This is a genomic window from Proteiniclasticum aestuarii (assembly GCF_017368455.1).
In the GTDB taxonomy this organism is placed as follows: Bacteria; Bacillota; Clostridia; order Clostridiales; family Clostridiaceae; genus Proteiniclasticum; species Proteiniclasticum aestuarii.
The window spans coordinates 282,858-301,717 of sequence record NZ_JAFNJU010000001.1; the positions used below are offsets into that span (position 1 = coordinate 282,858).

The following is an 18,860-nucleotide window of genomic DNA, read 5'->3' on the forward strand; positions in this document are numbered from 1 at the left end:
AAGCACAAGTGGAATCTGCTACTTTTCTTCCATTCCAGAAAACTTTTTCAGTATTTTCATATCATCTTTAGACAGGACATGCTTTGCATAGAGATCCGGTCTTCTCTCTCTGGTGGTTGTCAGCATCATGTATCTTCGCCACTGCCGGATGTTCTCGTGATGTCCGGACAGAAGAATCTCAGGCACCTTCTGATTGTCATATTCCTCAGGCCTAGTGTACTGGGGATATTCAAGCAGATTTTCAGAGAAACTCTCTTCCACGGAACTCTCATCTGTCCCTAGGACGCCTTCTCTTAATCTCAAGATACTGTCTATGATAGGGATTGCCGCCATTTCACCCCCGGTGAGAATGAAATCCCCAAGGGAGACTTCCATATCGATGTCTGCATAGATTCTTTCATCGATCCCCTCATAATGACCGCAGAGAAAGATCAGACCATCTTTCTTCGAAAGCTCTTCCGCCATTTTCTGATTGAAGGTTTTCCCTTTTGGCCCAAGAAAAATCACTGCGCCTTCATTCACTTTCCTGATTTCCCGTATGGCATCTCTAATGGGCTGAACGGTCATTACAAGGCCGCTTCCTCCACCATAGGGATAATCATCCACCTTCTTATGCTTGTCCTTGGAGAAGTCCCGTATATTTGTTGTATGGATGCTGTAGAGGCCCTTCTCCTTCCCTCTTCCGATGATGCTCTCATTAAACAGACTGAACATATCAGGAAACAGCGTCAGTATATCAATCCTCATCCATCCACTCCCTGACAGGTTTGATGATGATTCTTTCTTCCTCGATGTTCACTTCAATCACCACATCTCTGATGGCGGGAATAAGAAGTTCTTTGGGCTTTCTGATCCAGTATACGTCGTTGGCACCGGTCTGAATCACATCATCCACCGGTCCCAGTTCTTTTCCTTCGCTGTCAAAAACGATGCAGTCCTTGAGATCTTCAATGAAATAGGCATCCTCTTCCAGTTTCACCGCTTCCTCCCTCGGTACCTCAATGGTCTTTCTTCGATATCTTTCAGCATCATCAATGCTTTCACAGCCTTCAAACTTCATGATTGCGCGATCGCTTCCAACCGTCACATACAGCACTTTCACTTCTTTTCCTTCAATGAAGACTCTTTTAAGCTTCTTGAACCTGTTGATATCGTCCGTCAAAGGAAAAACCTTGACCTCCCCTTTTAAGCCGTGGGGTTTGGTAATTTCACCAATGGTTAGAAATTTTTTCATATCTACCTCTTCTTCATTCTCTGCCATTTCGTTCAAATAGTCTAAAAGCCCACTTATTTCTAAGCAGGCTAAGAAAAATAGTTTATTCTACTATTTCCACATGTACTTTCTTGTTTTCCTTCATGGAAGCAGCTTTTACCACAGTTCTGATCGCCTTGGCAATCTTTCCCTGCTTACCGATGACCTTGCCCATGTCTTCAGCGTTCACTCTGAGTTCAAGGGTAAGGGAACCATCGTTGTCCACTTCTGTAACGGAAACTTCTTCGGGGTGATCTACCAATTCCTTAGCGATGAACTCAACTAATTCTTTCATATCATTCCCTCCGATTACTTCTTGATTCCAGCCTTGTCAAATAGTTTTGCAACAACCTCTGTAGGCTGTGCTCCCTTGTTTAACCATTCTGTTGCCTTTTCAGCATCAATCTTGACTTCCTTTGGTACGCTTACTGGATTGTAGAAACCAATCTCCTCGATAAACTTACCATCTCTAGGACTCTTTGAATCTGCAACAACTAATCTGTAGAACGGTGCCTTCTTGGAACCCATTCTTCTTAATCTGATCTTTACTGCCATTTATCTTTCACCTCCTGGTTATTTTGTGTTAAAAGGGCATTTTACCGAACAGTCCCTTTTTGGAACCCTTCTGCATATTTCCCATCTGTTTCATCATTTTCTTCATATTGTCAAAACCCTTGATGACTTTGTTGACATCTTGTATGGTTACGCCTGAACCCTTCGCGATTCTCTTTTTTCGAGACGCATTTTCAAGAAGTTTCGGGTTTCTTCTTTCCTTGGCGGTCATGGAATGGATGATGCTTTTCGTCTTCATCATTTCCTTTTCGCTGTCGTCCAGATTCAGTCCCTTCATTTCCTTACTGTTCATTCCAGGCATCATTTCCATGATTTTGTTTAGGGGTCCAAGTTTCTGCATCTGCTCAAAGGCTTTCAGGTAATCTTCATAGTTGAATTCCTTACTCATCATTTTTGAGCCCAGTTCCCTGGCCTCTTTCTCATCGATGGCTGATTCTGCCTGCTCAATCAGAGATAGCACATCACCCATGCCTAGAATTCGGCTGGCCATTCGTTCCGGATGGAACACTTCCAAATCGCTCATTTTCTCGCCTACACCGGAGAACTTGATCGGCTTTCCAGTCACTTCCCTGATGGAAAGCGCTGCACCGCCTCTGGTGTCACCGTCGAGTTTCGTCAGTATCACACCGGTCAGATCCAGAGAATTATTGAAACTCTCGGACACATTGACCGCATCCTGACCTGTCATGGCATCAACCACGAGTAGAGTTTCCATAGGTCTTATGGAGGACTTGATGCTCTTCAGTTCATTCATGAGTTCCTCGTCGATGTGAAGTCTACCTGCGGTATCCACGATCACCACATCGCAGCCTTCTTTTCGGGCATACTCCATGGACGCTTTGGCAATGTCCACAGGGCTTACTTTATCGCCCATGGCAAATACCGGGATGTCGATCTGTTTGCCTACAATCTGCAGCTGTTTGATGGCTGCAGGCCTGTAAATATCTGCTGCAACAAGAAGCGGCTTTCTGTTTCTCTTGCGAAGATGCAAGGCAAGCTTTCCAGCCATGGTCGTTTTACCCGCACCCTGAAGCCCCACAAGCATGAATGCTGTGATAGAGGAATCAAAGCTTAACTTTGCTTCACTACCACCCATCAGTGCAGTCAGTTCTTCATTGACGATCTTCACAACCTGCTGTCCTGGTGTAAGGCTTTCAAGGACCTCACTGCCAGTAGCCTTTTCGCTGACTTTCTTCACAAAGTTCTTGACGACTTTGAAATTCACGTCAGCTTCCAGAAGGGCTAGCCGTACTTCTCTCATGGCTTCTTTTATGTCATTTTCTGTCAGCTTTCCTTTTCCACGAAGCTTTTTGAATGCTTCCTGGAGTCTTTCCGCTAAACTGTCGAAGGCCATGTAATCCCTCCTTATAACTCCTTCAGGAGTTTTTCGATTTCACTACAGTAACAATTTTTCTCTAATAAAAGTGTTCTAATACGCTCTTTGATTTCTTCTTCCTTGATGGAAGACTTAAGAAGACTAAGCTTATCTTCGTAATCATTGAGGGTCTTATAACATCTTCTGATCAGGTCATGAATTGCTTGTCTGCTGGTATTCTGATTCTCGGCGATTTCTGATAAAGAGTAATCCATATTATAGTATTGATCTAAAATATTTCTCTGTTTATCTGTCAAAAGCTTCCCATAAAAATCCATCAACAAGGATATTTCAATTCTGTCTTCCATAACCTCACCTACCACATGGATTAGTTTACCTAAAAAGAATAACGCTGTCAAGTACTTTTACCTGACAGCGTTAAAAAGTTTTCTTCGCCTGGAATGAAGTCTTCCGATCAGATGAGCGCTTCCGCAAAAGCCTTGGCATCAAAGTCCTGCAAGTCATCAATGCCTTCACCGACACCAATGTAGACAACCGGTATCTTCAGACTCTCCTTGATGGAAAGCACCACACCACCCTTTGCAGTGCCATCCAGCTTCGTCAGAACAATTCCGTCGAGCTGCGCCACCTTCTGGAATTCCTTGGCCTGAATCACCGCATTCTGTCCACTGGTTCCGTCTAGCACCAGCAGGGAATAGATGTTGGCATCCCCATATTCCCGGTCGATGACTCTTCTGATCTTCTCCAGCTCATTCATGAGATTCTTCTTGTTATGAAGTCTTCCCGCTGTATCCACGAGCAGGACATCTCCGTTTCTCGCCTTGAAAGCCTGCAGAGCATCAAAGACTACTGCAGCAGGATCAGAACCTTCCTGATGCCTGACGATATCCACTTCTGCCCGTTTAGCCCAGACTTCCAGCTGATCGATGGCTGCGGCTCTGAATGTATCGGCCGCTGCCATGATTACTTTCTTGCCTTCTTTTTTATATTTATGAGACAGTTTTCCGATGGATGTGGTCTTGCCCACTCCATTGACGCCTATGACCAGAATGATGGTGGGTTTCTCCACCTTGAACTTCTTCTCCTCATCCTCCATGAACTCGGAAATCACTTCTTTCAGTGCGCCGGATACCTTATCCACTTCCGTGATCTTCTGTAGCCGGATCTTCTGTCTGAGTTTCTCAATAAGAATCATGGATGTCTCATAACCCACATCCGATGTGATGAGCACTTCTTCCAGCTCCTCGAAAAGATCTTCATCAATGGTCATGGCAAGCCCCAGCACCTCATTCATCTTGCCTGTGATATTGTCTCTGGTCTTGCTTAATCCGCTTTTCAGTTTTTCAAAAAAATTAGCCATTTTCACTCCTTGCCACGGAAAGATCCATGGAAACTATTTTGGAAATGCCCTTTTCTTCCATGGTCACTCCATAGAGCGCATTTGCCGCTTCCATTGTACCTTTTCTGTGTGTAATCAGTATGAATTGTGTGTCTCTTGCAAATTCCATAAGGAACTCTGCAAACCTGTATACATTCGCATCATCCAATGCCGCTTCGATCTCATCCAGGATGCAGAACGGAGTCGGCTTCATTCTCAGGATCGCGAAGGTCAGTGCGATGGCTGAAAGGACCTTTTCTCCACCGCTCATGAGCGTAATGTTCTGAAGTTTCTTACCTGGCGGCTGTACACTGATTTCAATGGGCGCTTCCAGAATATCTCCTTCCCCAAGAATCAGCTTTGCATTACCACCCTGGAACAGACGCCTGAAAGTATCGTTGAAATTCTCGTTCATCACCTTGAAGTTCTCGGTAAAGAGCGTTCTCATCCGAAGGGTCATATCCATGATCAGTTCTCTCAGTTCCAGCTTCGCTTTTTCCAGATCATCCCTTTGTGTACTCAAGAATGCGCTGTGTTCCGATACTTCTCTGAATTCTTCTATGGCCGCCACATTGACATTGCCCAGCGATGATATCTGTCTTCGCAGTTCATTGAGTCTTTTTCTGAAGGCATCCTTGTCTGGAATCGGAATCCGCTCTTCTTTGGCTTCAGCAAGGGTCAGATTCAGTTCATCATTGATCTTGTTCAGAAGACCGGTCTTCTCCTTGTCAAGTTTCTCAATGGCATCCTTCACTTTGTAAAGTTCCTTATCCAGAACATAGAACTCTTCATCCAGTGTTCTGACAAATCCCTGCAGCTCCTTAAACGTGGCTTTGTCCTTCACTTCTTCCATGGAAATCTCATCGAGCTTCTTTTCCATCAGAGAAAGTTCATTCTGCAGCGCCTCAGCTTCTTCCTTCATGGTTTCAATCTTCTTCTCTGACTGGACCACTTCCAGCGTTGTGGCCTCCTTCTCTTCGTGCAGCTCCTTAAGCGACTGTCTCAGCGCCGAAATGTCCTCTGCAATCCTTGCAAGCTCTTTATTCCTTGCATCATGGGCTTCCAGAAGTCTGCCCTCTTTTACCGATTCCTCCATGATAAAGGCAGTGAGTTCATCAAATTCCTGGTACTCTCTTGTTCTCTTGTCCCTGATTTCCTTCAGATAATCCCTGTTCTTTTCTTTCTGGGATACCAGCTCCTGAATCTTATCATCCAGATGCGATATCATCTGTTCAAGAGACTCCAGCTCCATTTTCCTGGAGGAAAGATCCTTTTCCGCATCAGTGATGATGTTCTCAAGCCTTGTCATATCTTTCTGGAACCCTTCCCGCCTTTCTGACAGTTTTGCCAGTTCCATCCGGTAATTGTTGATGGCATAGGAACACTCTCTTTCCTCTCTGGTTTTCTCCTGAAGAGCCTTCTCGATTTCAGCCCTCTTTGAGACCTCCTGCACGCGACTTTCTCGAAGCTCTGCGTAACTTTTTGTTAAATCGTCCAGATCCTTCTTTCTCGAGAAAATACCGGAAGATTTCTTGTACAGGCTTCCTCCGGTCAGAGATCCCCCCGCATTGATGATGTCTCCTTCCAGCGTCACAATCCTCATGGTGTAGCCCATTTCCTTGGCTGCAAGGAGCGCATCATCCATAGTGGATGCCACAAAGACTCTGCCCAGAAGGTTCGCAGCGATGCCTTCATACTTTTTCTCGAAATGGACGAGGTCGAACAGATTGCCGAGGAGCTTCCCTTTTTTCAGGGCAGGATCCTTGGCCTTGTACCCTTTGATGACATTCAGCGGATAGAACGTAGCCCGACCATAGGACTTCGCTCTCAGGATGCCTATGAGCTCCTTGGCGTCATTGTCTGTTGGGGTGATGATGTTGTTCACCTGTGAACCCAGTGCCACCTCCAGCGCCTGCTCGAAACCCTCATTGGGTTTGATCACTTCACCCACAAGATTGACTTTACTGCTCAGTTTATGGGATGCACTTTTGAGATGGGTCATAAGCGATTTGACGGATCTTGTATATCCCTCATAGTGCTCTTCCAGATTCTTCAGAAGCTTCAGCTGGGATTCCTGGCCTCTTAATTCATAATCCATGTTCTTGATTTTTGCATCAAGTCCGTTGAGTTCGCTCAGCACTTCCCCCGCACTGTTCTTTCTCGTCAGGAGCAGCTGTTCTTCTTCCTCGATCTTTTCCCTCAGCGCCTCGATCTCTCTGTCCGTATCCTTCTTTGCCATCTCATTCATGGAGGAGGAGGCTTTGTAGCTGCTGATCATGGAAATGATATTTTCAACTTTCCCTTTCAGAGTGTCACGATCACTGTAGCTGGCTTTGGCCTTATCCTGAATGCTTCTGATTTTCTGGTCCGTATCCTCATCTTCATCACGAAGACCTTTCTGTGCATTCTCGCTGAGTTTCAGGCTTTCAGAAAGCTGAGACCTTCTCGCTCTTTTCTGATCCAGGTATTTTTTCACTTCACTGATTTCCGATTGTCCTTTTTCGATTTCTCGGGACCGCTGAACCTGATTCTCCTCTTCTTCCGCAAGTCTTGCCATAGTGGCTTCAATGGATTTTTCATTCTTCGCCAGGGTCTTCCTGCGATCTTCGATGAGCTGATAAAGCATTTTGATTTCACCGGAAATCGATTCGCTCCGTTCTCTCTTCTGATAGAATGCTTCCTTCAGTTCGGTTTCTCCTGCCTTTTTCTCTTCCATGGCAAGCTCCAGCTGATCTCTGGATGTGGTCGCTTCAGACCTTCTGCTTTCGATCTCACTATAGTTTCTGGAGACACGCGCAAGTTTTTCATCCAGCGATGTCTTTTCAGCATCAAATTCTTCCAGATCCGATAGAATGAGCGAAATGAGAATCTCTCTCTGCTCCTTGCTGAGCACAAGAAACTTCTCCGCTTTCTCCTTTTCCTTCTGAAGGGGTCCTATTCTCTCCTCGTAGGTATTGAGAATGTCATTGACACGCAGAAGATTCTGCTCTGTATTGACCATTTTCTTTTCTGACTCTTCTTTTCTCGATTTATATTTTACAATCCCTGCCGCCTCTTCCAGAAGCGCGCGTCGATCGTCCATCTTCCCGCTTAGGATGGCTTCGATTTTCCCCTGCCCGATGAGGGAATACCCCTCTTTACCGATACCTGTATCCATGAAAAGCTCATGAATATCTTTCAGCCTGCAGGTCGTGTTGTTGATGAGATACTCACTTTCTCCTGACCGGAAAAGCTTTCTCGTGACGCTGACCTCCGAATAGGGTACAGGCAGTTTCTTCTCGCTGTTGTCCAACAGCAGCGTCACTTCAGCAAATCCCAGGGGTTTTCTGAAGTCTGTTCCTGCAAAGATGACATCCTCCATTTTCCCTCCACGAAGAGATTTCACCTTCTGCTCCCCAAGCACCCATCTGACCGCGTCGGATATGTTGGACTTGCCGGATCCGTTGGGACCCACCACCGCTGTGATTCCGTTGTTGAAATCCAGGAGCGTTCTGTCAGCAAAGGATTTGAATCCTCTTATTTCAATGGATTTAAGATACATTACAAAACACCCCTTTCTTGATATGGTCTGATTTCAATGATGTTCTTACATTTCTCGGCTACAACCTTCACATGCACTTTCTTTTCTTCAAGAAGCGGTCTGAAATATCTTTTTCCACCTGCATAAAGTCTGGAGAGGTCTTTTTCTCCGATGACCACTTCCATTTCTTCATACATCGATTCCTGAATGCGCTTTGCTAGAAGATAGGATTCCGCCAGCTCTCGAATGGACGGATGGAAAGGCCCGGCTATGACGTCCGCATTTTCATTGATTTCCTCTGTGGGCTGCAGTCCTATTCGGATGACCCGGATGTCGTTCTTTTCATATTCCTGCATCATCAGCGCTGCGATCTCAACGGCTTCGTCCAGTCCATAGGGCTGGTAGTCTCCACGCAGAAATGCTTCTTCCATTTCTGTGTCTTTTATGACCAGCGCCGGATAGATCCGGACAAGATCCGGTTTCATGGCGATGCTTTCCTGAAGAGAAAGAAAGTCCTTTTCTCTGGTGTCTCCTGGAAGACCGATCATGAGCTGATGGCCTAAGGTCATCCCGAACTCCCTGATGAGTCTCGAAGCCTGATATACAGCCTTTTTATCATACCCTCTTCTGGATCGTTTCAGCACATCCTCATCCATGGACTGCACACCCAGCTCCACAATGTCCACGCCGTAGCTTTTCAGGTGATCCATGATGGGCAGAGTGATGTAGTCCGGACGGGTGGAGAGCCTGATGAAGTCTATACATCCATCTGATTTCGCTTTCTTCGCTGCAGCAAGCAGCTCCTTCTGCTTCTTCAGACTGATGGCTGTAAAGGTGCCTCCGAAAAAAGAAACCTCGACAGTCGATTGACTTCTGTCTATGGTTTCAAGATAACGCTCTATGGTTTCTCGCACAGATTCACCGGTTATTTGATCATACTCCGCCCGAAGCTGTCCCGTGATCTTTGCCTGGTTACAGAACACACAGTCATGAGGACATCCCACATGGGGTATGAATATGGGGATGATCCGATGCTTATTCATGGGTATCCTCAGCTTTCACATATTTCCCCAGAGCATCTTTCGCGGCCAGCTGTTCTGATTCCTTCTTGGAAAACCCTTCACCTTTTCCCATGGTGATGCTGTCTATGACGACTTTGGAATAGAATTTTCTTCTATGAGGCGGTCCTTCGTATCGAATCAGTTCATAGCGGATATCGATTTCTCCGTTCTCCTGAAGAATCTCCTGAAGACTGGTCTTATAATCCAGAACGATCTCATTTCTGTCTGCCATGTCAATAATCTCCATGAAACTCTTCACGACAAACTTCTTTGCAGTTTCCATACCCTGATCCAGGTATACCGCCGCAATGACCGCTTCCACGCCATCTGCCAGGAGTGCCGCTCTTTCACGTCCCCCTGTAAGCTCTTCCCCTTTGCTCATCCTTATGTAGCTGCCAAGATTCCAGTCCATAGCCACCTGATGAAGAGAAGCTTCGCAGACGATCAGCGCACGCAGCTTCGTGAGTTCCCCCTCGGTCTTCTGGGGAAAATTCCTGTAGATGTATTCCGTGATGGCCAGCTGAAGCACTGCATCCCCGAGAAACTCCAGTTTTTCATTGTACTCCATATTCTTATGCTGATTCGCATAAGAAGAGTGTGTCAATGCCGTCTGTAGAAGTGCAGGATCACTAAACGGCTGTTCTATGATTTGTTCAAATTCCATGTTAAACTCCTTTTCTAGAAGTTCATTCGTCAAGCTACCTTTTAGCCTCACGAATAAACTTATAATCCCTTTTATTATACAAAAAAAACAAAGTCCCGTATATAGGCTGAGCCTTTCATACGGGACATGACTTTTATTCCTCGCCGATAGCAGCTGTCAGATAGTTTACAACATCTCCGACACTCTTTGCCTGTTCAGCTTCATCATCGGAAATCTCAATGTCAAACTCCTCTTCAAGAGCCATGACGATTTCAACGATGTCTAGGGAATCCGCTCCCAGATCCTCAAAAGTGGAATCCATTGTCACTTCGTTTTCATCAACACTTAGTTTATCTACGATAATTGCTTTTAACTTTTCGAATATCATCTTCAATCACCTCCATCATTTGTATAATATTAGAAATGGCACGCAGATGCAACAGTAAAATATCTTATTTCAGATTTTCCTTGAAGTGTTCAAGGTATTTTCTGTCATAAAAACTTTTTGCCTGCCTCACCGCATTCTTGAATGCCCTTGCATCTGAGGTTCCGTGGGCTTTGACCACGATGCCATCCACACCCAGTAGCACCGCACCGCCTTCTTCCTTGTAGTCATTCTTCAGCATGAACTCCTTCAGACTGGGTTTCACAAGCAGTCCGCCGATCTTCCCTTTTGTCGTGCTCATCATGGCTTCCTTGATCATGGACATCAGGTTCTTCACGACACCTTCGTACATTTTCAGCACCACATTGCCTGTGAATCCGTCACAGACCAGAATTTCCACATCTCCACTGGTGATGTCTCTAGGCTCCACATTCCCGATGAAGTTGATGCTTTCTTCCTCTTTCAGCAGGCCATAGGCCGCTTTTGTGAGTTCATTTCCTTTTTCCTCTTCAGCACCGATATTGATGAGGCCCACCTTCGGATTGCTGGTGTCTTTCAGTGCTTTGAAATAGACTGTTCCCATCTTCGCGAATTCAACCAGATTCTGGGGCTTCACATCCGCATTGGCTCCCAGATCGATGACCATGAAATGGCCGTTTTTCCCGGGCATCAGGGCACCCAGTGCCGCTCTGTCGACGCCCTTGATTCTTCCGACGACCAGAAGACCGCCTGCCAGAATCGCTCCTGTGGACCCGGCGGAAACCACCGCATCGGCTTTCCCTTCTTTCACAAGATCCATCGCTTTGCGAAGGGACGAATCCTTCTTTCTTCGGATGGCCATGACCGGGGATTCATTGAGCGTTATCACTTCTCTTGCATCCAGAACATCGATCCTGCTTTTATCGTAATCATACTGATCAAGCTCTTCCTGTATCTTTTCCATGGGGCCTGTGATCGTCACATGAACACCATACTCCTTCACTGCAAGCACAGCACCATGAACAGCTTCTTTCGGGGCGAAGTCTCCCCCCATTCCGTCTAAGGCGATTCTCAAAACTAATTCCTCCTATGTTTCAGGCATGCAGCCTGGAACAGTTATTACTATCATCCAATGTATTTATCATACTATTATAATGCATCTGATGAATCATAACCTATTTCTCTTAAGAAAAATTTAAAGATTCATTTTCAGGAAACACTTTCTGAAAGCAAAAACCCGTTTTCTCTATGCATAGAGAAAACGGGTAAAAAAAGGAAAGTCCTAGACTCCCCTATTCAACCTCAGTTGTTACAACTTCCTTACCGTTATAATATCCGCAGTGCTTGCACACTCTGTGACCAAGCTTCATTTCATGACACTGTGGACATTCAACAATTCCAGGTGCTCCTACTTTGAATGTTGATGCTCTTCTTCTGTCTCTTCTACCTTTAGAAGATTTTCTAGCTGGATTTGCCATTATTACACCTCCTTAAACATGTCCTTGAGGGCTGATAACCTGGGATCCACCTCGTCACTTCTACAGCTGCACTGCTCATGATTGAGGTTGGCTCCGCAGGTCTGACATAAACCTTTGCAGTCTTCTTTGCAAAGAATTCTGATAGGCAATGCCAAATAGATGTTATTGAGAACAACATCCCTTAAATCGAGAATATTTCCTTCCTCTAAAGTGATGATATTCCCGTCTTCCTGTTCATTTTTAGAAACCTTTTCGTCCACGTTCAGTTCCAGGTCCTGTTCAAATTGTTCAAGACATCTGGAACAAGTATGCAGCATCCTGGTGTCTACAGATAGCTTAACATCTGCAATCCCCTGGCTTACCACTACTTTTCCCTTTACTTGGATCGGTTTCAGAATTTTAATGGTCTCGTTGTTATAAACAAGATTCTCTTTGTGGTAGGTAAAATCAATATCCTTGGTTATGGATTTTACATTTGAATCCTGTAGTGCTATTTCCATCTTTATTCTCCTGTTCACCTGCAAAAGCAGATGCTGCTTCCGTCGAGTTATACTTCTCAAGCAAACACATATAATTATATAAAGTCAATTTTCAAAAGTCAAGGTTTTTCTATCCTTCCTTCCATTCACTTCTTCATCATATGGTTCATTCAGTATACACCGGTTATTTTCTTATGTAAATAGCGCCGTCCCGTGTTCTGTCCAGAAAACCGTATTCAATGAGATATCTTCTGAGAAGCACATGATCTTCATAGATTCTCAGAAGAACCCTGTTCACTTCCTTTTCGGAATACTGTCTGCCCTCCTTGAACTGCTGGGCGATTTTTCTGAGCACAACGATCTTTTTCTTTTCCCTGGCCGGAAAACTCTTCAAAGCCCCTTCTTCTGTCATATAGGTCTTTATGACTTTGTCTTCCTCCTCCTTGGTGATCTGATAACGATCATCCAGCATGGTGGCCCCCTTGTGAGGCGCAATGTGCTCTTCCCCTCTGATTTCAAGATGCTCCATAAGCTTGATGAAGAGCTTTGCCTGCTTTTCCTTTTCCCTGAGTCTGAAACGATGATTTCTTACCGTACTTGAAGAGATCCTCAATGCGTCCGCAATTTCCTGATCTTTCATCCCCTGATGCAGCATAGGAATCAGGGTTGCCTGCACTTCGGTCAGTCCCGTTGCACTTCTTGGCAGTTTCAGTATTTCCTCCACCATGTTGTGGGTGAGCAGATGCTTCTTCAGCATCCCCTTCCCAGAATAAAGCTTTTCTTCATAGGGATAGATACGCTCTTTCTCAAAGCTCTCACCGCAGTAGGCACACCGAAAGGCCTCTTCTTCCTCAAAGTATTCCACAAGAAAATCCAGATGGTTCAATTCCTTTTTCATCCTACACCTCTCAAACATTTATTGTCATCGTTTGCTTATATATATGTATATTAATCTTTTGTTTGATACTTTTCAAGTGAATATATTGAAAAAGTCTTCCCTCTTGTCTTCTGAAAACAAAAAGTCTGCTGCAGACCCTATTTAGATCCGCAGCAGACTTTATTCATTTTACTATTTTACCAGTGACAGGGTATCTCTGGCAATCATCAGTTCTTCATTGGTTGGGATCACGATGACCTTCACCTTTGAATCATCAGTGGAAACAATTCTCTCTTTTCCTCTGACTTTGTTCTTTTCTCTGTCCAGCTCAATGCCGAACCATTCCATGTCGGATATGATCTCTTCTCTGGTCTCCACCGCATTCTCGCCAAGTCCAGCTGTAAAGATCACAGCATCCACACCATTCATGGCAGCCATGAAGTAGCCAATGTACTTCTTGACTCTGTAATGGAATACATCAAGAGCGAGTTTGGCTCTTTCATTGCCTTCTGCGGCTGCGTCTTCAATGTCTCTGAAGTCTGAAGATACGCCTGAAAGACCAAGAACACCAGATTTCTTGTTCATGATGTTGTTCACTTCATCATAGCTGTATCCCTTCACATCCATGAGGTAAGGAATGATGGCAGGGTCGATGTCTCCACATCTTGTACCCATGAGAAGTCCTTCAAGCGGAGTGAATCCCATGGAAGTATCCACGGATACACCACCTCTTACAGCTGATACGGAAGCCCCATTACCCAGATGACATGTGATGAGCTTCAGATCCTTCAGATCCTTATCAAGCATTTCTGCAGCTCTCTGAGAAACGTACTTATGGCTTGTGCCGTGGAATCCGTACTTTCTGATATGATTTTCCTTGTACAGTTCATAAGGAAGTCCATAAAGGAAAGCTTTTTCAGGCATGGTCTGATGGAATGCTGTATCGAAAACAGCCACCATGGTTGTATCAGGCATCAGTTCCTTGCAGGCATTGATTCCGATGATGTTTGGTGGGTTATGAAGTGGTGCCAGTACAGAGAATTCTTCCAGATCCTTCATGACTTCATCGTCAATGATAACGGATGTGCTGTACTTCTCGCCTCCGTGAACCACTCTGTGACCTACCGCTCCGATTTCGTCAGAAGACTTGATTACACCCTGAACCTCATCCAGCAATGTATCGATCACATGAGCGATGGCATCCTTATGATTCTTCATAGGAACTGTAAGCACATACTTTTCTCTGCCCTCCACTTTCTGTGTCAGCTTTGAACCTTCAATGCCGATTCTCTCTACGAGTCCTGTTGATAAGGAGTTTTCATTCTCCATGTCTATAAGCTGGTACTTCAGTGATGAACTACCACAGTTGATTACTAAAATTTTCATTAATCCGATTCCATCCTTTATTATCTTATTTTAATTATGCGTTCTGAGCCTGTACAGCTGTTATTGCAACAACATTGACAATATCCTCTACGCTGCATCCTCTTGATAGATCATTGATCGGTTTTGCGAACCCCTGGCATATGGGTCCGATGGCATCAGCCCCTGCAAGTCTTTCCACAAGCTTATAACCGATGTTTCCTGCCTGGAGGTCAGGGAAAACAAGTACATTGGCCTTCCCGGCAACTGGTGAAGAGGCGGCTTTTTTCTTTCCTACTGATTCAACAATGGCAGCATCCAGCTGGAGCTCTCCATCGATCATGAAATCCGGTCTCATTTCCTGAGCTTTCTTCGTTGCTTCCACAACTTTGGTCACCAGCTCGTGCTTTGCACTGCCATAAGATGAGAAGGACAGCATCGCAACCTTAGGATCGAATTTCATGAGTCTCTTTGCTGATTCTGCTGTAGCAACAGCTATTGCAGCAAGTTCATCCGCATTGGGATTGGGATTCACGGCACAATCGGCAAAAAGCATCTGACCGTCTTCTCCGAAACTCTTGTCCTTCAGCAGCATGATGAAGAAGGAAGATACCACACTGATGCCAGGAGCGGTCTTGATGATCTGAAGACCGGGTCTTAAGAGATCTCCTGTAGTATGCACTGCGCCGGATACCATACCGTGTGCATCGTCATTTTTCACCATCATGGTGGCGAAATACATCGGATCCAGCACGATGTTTTCAGCCATGGACTGTGTTACACCTTTTTTCTTTCTCAGTTCATATAAGCCTTCTGCATAGCCTTTTGTTCGTTCTGACGTTGCAGGATCTTCAATGGTGATTCCCTGGATATTGGCACCGAACTTCTTTGCGTTGGTCTCAATCTCCTCCCTGTTTCCTACCAGGATAACCTCAGCAATCTTTTCAGAGTGGATGATTTCAGCAGCCTTCAGGTTTCTTTCCTCGTTTCCTTCTGGGAGCACAATTTTCTTCAGGTCACTTTTAGCAAGTTCCTTCATCTTGGACACAAAATCCATAATATTCTCCTTTCATCTCAAATAACTTTTTAAACAACATACCTTATAATATAATACATCTTTATAACTGTTCTTTTCAAGTCGAAAGCGCTAAAATGAAATAGAAATACAATTAGGAGTAGGTACAAATGAGAATCGCAGCAATTATCTCTGAATACAACCCTTTCCACAAGGGACACGAATATCAGATCAGAAGGACCCGGTCTGAAGGAAAAGCCACCCATGTCATCGCGCTCATGTCCGGTAATTTCGTTCAAAGGGGCCTTCCTGCAATCATCGACAAATACAGAAGAGCAGAGATGGCTGTACTGGGAGGTGCCGATCTGGTACTGGAGCTCCCCGCCGTCTATGCCCTCTCTTCAGCGGAGTTCTTTGCGGAAGGGTCCATCAGAATACTGAATGCGCTAAATGGCGTTCATCTCCTTTCTTTCGGCTCTGAAGAAGGAAGCCTTCATAACCTCAATGCCATCGCCGAAATACTCGCTTCGGAACCCGATGCCTACAGAGAGCTCTTAAAGGAAGAACTCAGCCACGGTCACTCTTTTCCCAGAGCAAGAAATCAGGCACTCAAGAAGCTTCTGCCTCAGCTGGATATGGACTTCATCAAAAACCCCAATAATATTCTGGGTGTGGAGTACATGAAAGCTTTGAAGAGAACCGGCTCAAAAATCCAGCCTTTCACGGTCCAGCGGATGGGCAAAGGCTATCACGATCTGGAGCTGAACGAGGAAGAATACGCTTCTGCTACAGCATTGAGAAATGAAATCAGAAATAATATAAGCATTGAAGGGTTTGTTCCAGAGAAGATCCATGAATACATAGAAAAACTGAAGGAAGAGGAATACCCCTTCCTATCGGATGAAGACTTCAAGGATCTTTTGATCTACCGACTCATCACTGAAAACCACTCACTGATTAATATATCCGAAGCCAGTGAAGGACTCGACAACCGGATACTGGCACACCTTCAGAACCTGAAGGAAGGTTCTCTGGCATCTTTTGTTGATGAAATCAAAACAAAAAGATATGCCCGCACAAGAATTTCAAGAATTCTTATGCAGTTTCTGCTGGCTTTTGATCTGGAACCTATTGAAACTCTGCGCAGGCAGACCCCTGAGACCGTAAAGATCCTGGCCCTGAACGAAAAAGGTAAGGAGATTCTGGCAGCCCTTAGAAAAGACAGGGAAATCGGACTTGAACATAATTTCGGCAGAAAACCCGATCCGTTCCAGAAAATCGATCAGAAATCCTCGCTGGTCTATGCCATGAGAAATCATGCATATGATCCGCAATGGGATTTCAAAGGGTTCAGAGATCCTTTTCAGAACAAACCCTAGAAAACCATCGGGGAAGCCCGGCGGTTATTTTACAGAATCTTAAAGCTTATATAACTCCTGCTTCATAACTGCATTCTATATTGAATTCAATGTTTATACTGAATGAGGTTCCCATCGAAAGATGTTGAACTGATCCAAGGAGGAGTAGAAAATGAAACAGGAACTTAAAGATCATGACATGCCCCGTGACGAGGAAATCAAAGACCAGAACACGGATTCCATAGATGAATCCGAAATGGATCCTGAACCCATATATGATAATCCGACCCATAAGGGATATGGACGACTCAAGGACAAAGTGGCCATCGTCACCGGTGGCGACAGCGGCATCGGACGAGCCATTTCGGTTGCTTTCGCCAAAGAAGGTTCCCACGTGGTCATCATCTATTACGATTCCAATGAAGATGCGGATAAAACAAAGAAAATCATAGAAGACTACGGTTCCAGATGTTTACTGATGAAAGGCGATCTCGGGAAGAGTGACTTTTCCAGGAAAATCATCGAGAGAACACTGGAAGAGTTCAATCGAATCGACATCATCGTCAACAGCGCGGCCGAGCAGCACCCGAAGGACTCTCTGGAGGAAATCAGCGACGAGCAGCTGGAGCGGATCTTCCGAACCAATATATTTGCCATGTTCTATCTGATCCGTGAAGCCCTTCCCCATCTGAAAGAGGGTGCCTCCATCATCAACACGAACTCGAACACTTCCTTTGTCGGAAACCCCAGACTCATCGATTATTCCGCAACCAAAGGCGCCATTTCCTCCTTCACCCGTTCCCTCTCGCTGAATCTTGCTTCAAGAAGAATCCGCGTGAATCAGGTGGCTCCAGGACCCATCTGGACACCACTGATTCCTTCCACCTTCAGCGGAGACGATGTCAAGAACTTCGGGAAGAACGTTCCCCTGGCCAGGCCCGGTCAGCCTGTTGAACTTGCTGAGGCATACGTCTTTCTCGCTTCAGACGGTTCAACCTATATGACTGGCCAGACCCTTCATATCAATGGCGGAGAGATTGTAAACGGCTGAAATTCCTTGAAATCCTGGAGCAGAGATCTGCTCCCTTTTCTTTTCCGGAAAAAACATATATAATCAGTTACATTTACTTTATTATATGGTATAATTAACCATATAATAAATAGGAGGAAAGGTGATCTATCACCATGATGAAGAATGAATTATAATGATGCTTATGACAAACTACTAGGCTATCAGGAGGATATTCTGGTGCTCAAATCCAAACTCAGCGACAACCGGAAACTGCTCGAAGAGAAGAACAATCAGCTGGAATCCTTTCTGCAGATCATGAAGAAGGAAAAGAGAGATGTGGACCAGCTGGAAGGAGTTTCCATTTCCTCGATCCTTTCAAAAATCTCCGGATCCTATGATGAAAAATTCAGTAAAGAGTCTGAGGAATACCTTCTGTCGAAAATCCGATACGATGAATTGAATACCAGTCTTATGAATCTGAAGAAGGAAATGGAGCGTCAGCAAAGTGAAATCCGCGAGCTTGAAAAGGACCATGCGAAGCTGAAGGCACATATCCTTGTCTCTTATCCGGAAGGTGCTGTTTTATCTCAGAAAATCGAATTGAAAAAGAAAGAACTCTTCTTTGTGAGAAAGGAAATCGTGGAAGCAGTCAGGGCAGTGGAAGCTGTAATCGCTCTGTCCCTTGAGGCAGAGAATAAACTATCCAGCGCAAAGAGCTGGTCCACCTACGACACCTTTTTCGGTGGTGGCATCATCGGTGATCTTGTTAAATACTCAAAGCTGGATGAAGCCAATCAGCACATCGCGGAGATCAACTCAGCAGCTGAGCTCATGCAGAAAGAGCTGCAGGATGTGGATCTGGCTATAGAGAATAAGATGGAGCATATCGGAGGAAGCGAACGCTTTTTTGATATCGCTTTCGATAACATCTTTTCTGACTGGAGTATTCGAGGGAAAATCAGCTCAAACCTCGATCATATCCAGACCTTTCTCTCTGAGCTTCATACCATCAGTGAACAGCTGCGAACAAAAATGATGGAGATCGATCGCGAGTTATCCAATCTCTGATCCATCCATAGGATGATGAAAATAAAACAAGCAGCTCCTCCGTTTCATTCAGAGGGCTGCTTGTTCTTCTTGATCGCTTAATTA

Annotated in this window: 20 protein-coding genes; 3 read left to right on the plus strand and 17 right to left on the minus strand. The window is 45.0% G+C overall.

Annotated features, from left to right (window positions below; all coding sequences use genetic code 11):
• Window positions 1–18: 18 nt before the first annotated feature.
• The 17 genes from trmD to pta all read right to left on the minus strand — a co-directional run bounded on the left by trmD (window position 19) and on the right by pta (window position 15,380).
• Window positions 19–747 (minus strand): tRNA (guanosine(37)-N1)-methyltransferase TrmD, encoded by a 729-nt coding sequence (gene trmD, locus J3A84_RS01380; protein WP_207598201.1) that lies wholly within the window; start codon window positions 745–747, stop codon window positions 19–21.
• Window positions 737–1,234 (minus strand): ribosome maturation factor RimM, encoded by a 498-nt coding sequence (gene rimM / locus J3A84_RS01385; protein WP_207598202.1) that lies wholly within the window; start codon window positions 1,232–1,234, stop codon window positions 737–739. The genes trmD and rimM overlap by 11 nt, the downstream gene beginning before the upstream one ends.
• Window positions 1,235–1,316: 82 nt before the next feature.
• Window positions 1,317–1,547, minus strand: a complete 231-nt coding sequence (locus tag J3A84_RS01390; protein ID WP_207598203.1) for a KH domain-containing protein — start codon at window positions 1,545–1,547, stop codon at window positions 1,317–1,319.
• Between the two features lie 14 nt (window positions 1,548–1,561).
• Entirely contained in the window at window positions 1,562–1,807 is a 246-nt protein-coding gene (gene rpsP / locus J3A84_RS01395) for a 30S ribosomal protein S16 (protein WP_207598204.1), read from the minus strand.
• A gap of 28 nt (window positions 1,808–1,835) precedes the next feature.
• Entirely contained in the window at window positions 1,836–3,179 is a 1,344-nt protein-coding gene (gene ffh, locus J3A84_RS01400) for a signal recognition particle protein (protein ID WP_207598205.1), read from the minus strand.
• Between the two features lie 11 nt (window positions 3,180–3,190).
• The gene (locus J3A84_RS01405) at window positions 3,191–3,508 is read right to left on the minus strand and encodes a putative DNA-binding protein (protein WP_207598206.1); all 318 of its coding nucleotides are present in this window, start codon (window positions 3,506–3,508) and stop codon (window positions 3,191–3,193) included.
• Between the two features lie 107 nt (window positions 3,509–3,615).
• Window positions 3,616–4,521: a signal recognition particle-docking protein FtsY gene (ftsY, locus tag J3A84_RS01410; protein ID WP_207598207.1), complete on the minus strand. Its 906-nt coding sequence runs from the start codon at window positions 4,519–4,521 to the stop codon at window positions 3,616–3,618.
• The gene (smc, locus tag J3A84_RS01415) at window positions 4,514–8,080 is read right to left on the minus strand and encodes a chromosome segregation protein SMC (protein ID WP_207598208.1); all 3,567 of its coding nucleotides are present in this window, start codon (window positions 8,078–8,080) and stop codon (window positions 4,514–4,516) included. The genes ftsY and smc overlap by 8 nt, the downstream gene beginning before the upstream one ends.
• Window positions 8,080–9,102 carry an elongator complex protein 3 gene (locus J3A84_RS01420; RefSeq protein WP_207598209.1) on the minus strand — a complete coding sequence of 341 codons (1,023 nt, stop codon included), beginning with the start codon at window positions 9,100–9,102 and terminating at the stop codon, window positions 8,080–8,082. The genes smc and J3A84_RS01420 overlap by 1 nt, the downstream gene beginning before the upstream one ends.
• A complete protein-coding gene (rnc, locus tag J3A84_RS01425) occupies window positions 9,095–9,784 on the minus strand; it encodes a ribonuclease III (protein WP_207598210.1) in 690 nt (229 codons plus the stop codon). The genes J3A84_RS01420 and rnc overlap by 8 nt, the downstream gene beginning before the upstream one ends.
• A gap of 133 nt (window positions 9,785–9,917) precedes the next feature.
• Window positions 9,918–10,151 carry an acyl carrier protein gene (gene acpP, locus J3A84_RS01430; RefSeq protein WP_207598211.1) on the minus strand — a complete coding sequence of 78 codons (234 nt, stop codon included), beginning with the start codon at window positions 10,149–10,151 and terminating at the stop codon, window positions 9,918–9,920.
• A 64-nt stretch (window positions 10,152–10,215) separates the two neighbouring features.
• Complete coding sequence (plsX, locus tag J3A84_RS01435) at window positions 10,216–11,202, minus strand: phosphate acyltransferase PlsX (RefSeq protein ID WP_207598212.1); 987 nt, start codon at window positions 11,200–11,202, stop codon at window positions 10,216–10,218.
• 217 nt (window positions 11,203–11,419) lie between these two features.
• On the minus strand, window positions 11,420–11,605 hold the full coding sequence (gene rpmF, locus J3A84_RS01440) for a 50S ribosomal protein L32 (protein ID WP_207598213.1): 186 nt from the start codon (window positions 11,603–11,605) through the stop codon (window positions 11,420–11,422).
• Between the two features lie 2 nt (window positions 11,606–11,607).
• Window positions 11,608–12,105 carry a YceD family protein gene (locus J3A84_RS01445; protein ID WP_207598214.1) on the minus strand — a complete coding sequence of 166 codons (498 nt, stop codon included), beginning with the start codon at window positions 12,103–12,105 and terminating at the stop codon, window positions 11,608–11,610.
• Between the two features lie 163 nt (window positions 12,106–12,268).
• Window positions 12,269–12,982 carry a DUF2087 domain-containing protein gene (locus tag J3A84_RS01450; protein WP_207598215.1) on the minus strand — a complete coding sequence of 238 codons (714 nt, stop codon included), beginning with the start codon at window positions 12,980–12,982 and terminating at the stop codon, window positions 12,269–12,271.
• A 171-nt stretch (window positions 12,983–13,153) separates the two neighbouring features.
• Window positions 13,154–14,347, minus strand: a complete 1,194-nt coding sequence (locus J3A84_RS01455) for an acetate/propionate family kinase (protein WP_207598216.1) — start codon at window positions 14,345–14,347, stop codon at window positions 13,154–13,156.
• A 34-nt stretch (window positions 14,348–14,381) separates the two neighbouring features.
• Entirely contained in the window at window positions 14,382–15,380 is a 999-nt protein-coding gene (pta, locus tag J3A84_RS01460; RefSeq protein WP_207598217.1) for a phosphate acetyltransferase, read from the minus strand.
• 128 nt (window positions 15,381–15,508) lie between these two features.
• On the opposite strand from pta, the gene J3A84_RS01465 reads away from it, so the two are divergent.
• The 3 genes from J3A84_RS01465 to J3A84_RS01475 all read left to right on the plus strand — a co-directional run bounded on the left by J3A84_RS01465 (window position 15,509) and on the right by J3A84_RS01475 (window position 18,776).
• Window positions 15,509–16,717: a nucleotidyltransferase gene (locus J3A84_RS01465; protein ID WP_207598218.1), complete on the plus strand. Its 1,209-nt coding sequence runs from the start codon at window positions 15,509–15,511 to the stop codon at window positions 16,715–16,717.
• 151 nt (window positions 16,718–16,868) lie between these two features.
• The gene (locus tag J3A84_RS01470; RefSeq protein WP_207598219.1) at window positions 16,869–17,747 is read left to right on the plus strand and encodes an SDR family oxidoreductase; all 879 of its coding nucleotides are present in this window, start codon (window positions 16,869–16,871) and stop codon (window positions 17,745–17,747) included.
• Window positions 17,748–17,891: 144 nt separating this feature from the next.
• Window positions 17,892–18,776, plus strand: a complete 885-nt coding sequence (locus tag J3A84_RS01475; protein WP_207598220.1) for a hypothetical protein — start codon at window positions 17,892–17,894, stop codon at window positions 18,774–18,776.
• Window positions 18,777–18,860 lie beyond the last annotated feature (84 nt).

What these genes read in the sequence shown, in the direction of transcription:
- trmD (WP_207598201.1), bottom strand. Translation starts at nt 747, where the DNA reads ATGAGGATTGATATACTGACGCTGTTTCCTGATATGTTCAGTCTGTTT.
- rimM (WP_207598202.1), bottom strand. Translation starts at nt 1,234, where the DNA reads ATGAAAAAATTTCTAACCATTGGTGAAATTACCAAACCCCACGGCTTA.
- J3A84_RS01390 (WP_207598203.1), bottom strand. Translation starts at nt 1,547, where the DNA reads ATGAAAGAATTAGTTGAGTTCATCGCTAAGGAATTGGTAGATCACCCC.
- rpsP (WP_207598204.1), bottom strand. Translation starts at nt 1,807, where the DNA reads ATGGCAGTAAAGATCAGATTAAGAAGAATGGGTTCCAAGAAGGCACCG.
- ffh (WP_207598205.1), bottom strand. Translation starts at nt 3,179, where the DNA reads ATGGCCTTCGACAGTTTAGCGGAAAGACTCCAGGAAGCATTCAAAAAG.
- J3A84_RS01405 (WP_207598206.1), bottom strand. Translation starts at nt 3,508, where the DNA reads ATGGAAGACAGAATTGAAATATCCTTGTTGATGGATTTTTATGGGAAG.
- ftsY (WP_207598207.1), bottom strand. Translation starts at nt 4,521, where the DNA reads ATGGCTAATTTTTTTGAAAAACTGAAAAGCGGATTAAGCAAGACCAGA.
- smc (WP_207598208.1), bottom strand. Translation starts at nt 8,080, where the DNA reads ATGTATCTTAAATCCATTGAAATAAGAGGATTCAAATCCTTTGCTGAC.
- J3A84_RS01420 (WP_207598209.1), bottom strand. Translation starts at nt 9,102, where the DNA reads ATGAATAAGCATCGGATCATCCCCATATTCATACCCCATGTGGGATGT.
- rnc (WP_207598210.1), bottom strand. Translation starts at nt 9,784, where the DNA reads ATGGAATTTGAACAAATCATAGAACAGCCGTTTAGTGATCCTGCACTT.
- acpP (WP_207598211.1), bottom strand. Translation starts at nt 10,151, where the DNA reads ATGATATTCGAAAAGTTAAAAGCAATTATCGTAGATAAACTAAGTGTT.
- rpmF (WP_207598213.1), bottom strand. Translation starts at nt 11,605, where the DNA reads ATGGCAAATCCAGCTAGAAAATCTTCTAAAGGTAGAAGAGACAGAAGA.
- J3A84_RS01445 (WP_207598214.1), bottom strand. Translation starts at nt 12,105, where the DNA reads ATGGAAATAGCACTACAGGATTCAAATGTAAAATCCATAACCAAGGAT.
- J3A84_RS01450 (WP_207598215.1), bottom strand. Translation starts at nt 12,982, where the DNA reads ATGAAAAAGGAATTGAACCATCTGGATTTTCTTGTGGAATACTTTGAG.
- J3A84_RS01455 (WP_207598216.1), bottom strand. Translation starts at nt 14,347, where the DNA reads ATGAAAATTTTAGTAATCAACTGTGGTAGTTCATCACTGAAGTACCAG.
- pta (WP_207598217.1), bottom strand. Translation starts at nt 15,380, where the DNA reads ATGGATTTTGTGTCCAAGATGAAGGAACTTGCTAAAAGTGACCTGAAG.
- J3A84_RS01465 (WP_207598218.1), top strand. Translation starts at nt 15,509, where the DNA reads ATGAGAATCGCAGCAATTATCTCTGAATACAACCCTTTCCACAAGGGA.
- J3A84_RS01470 (WP_207598219.1), top strand. Translation starts at nt 16,869, where the DNA reads ATGAAACAGGAACTTAAAGATCATGACATGCCCCGTGACGAGGAAATC.
- J3A84_RS01475 (WP_207598220.1), top strand. Translation starts at nt 17,892, where the DNA reads ATGAATTATAATGATGCTTATGACAAACTACTAGGCTATCAGGAGGAT.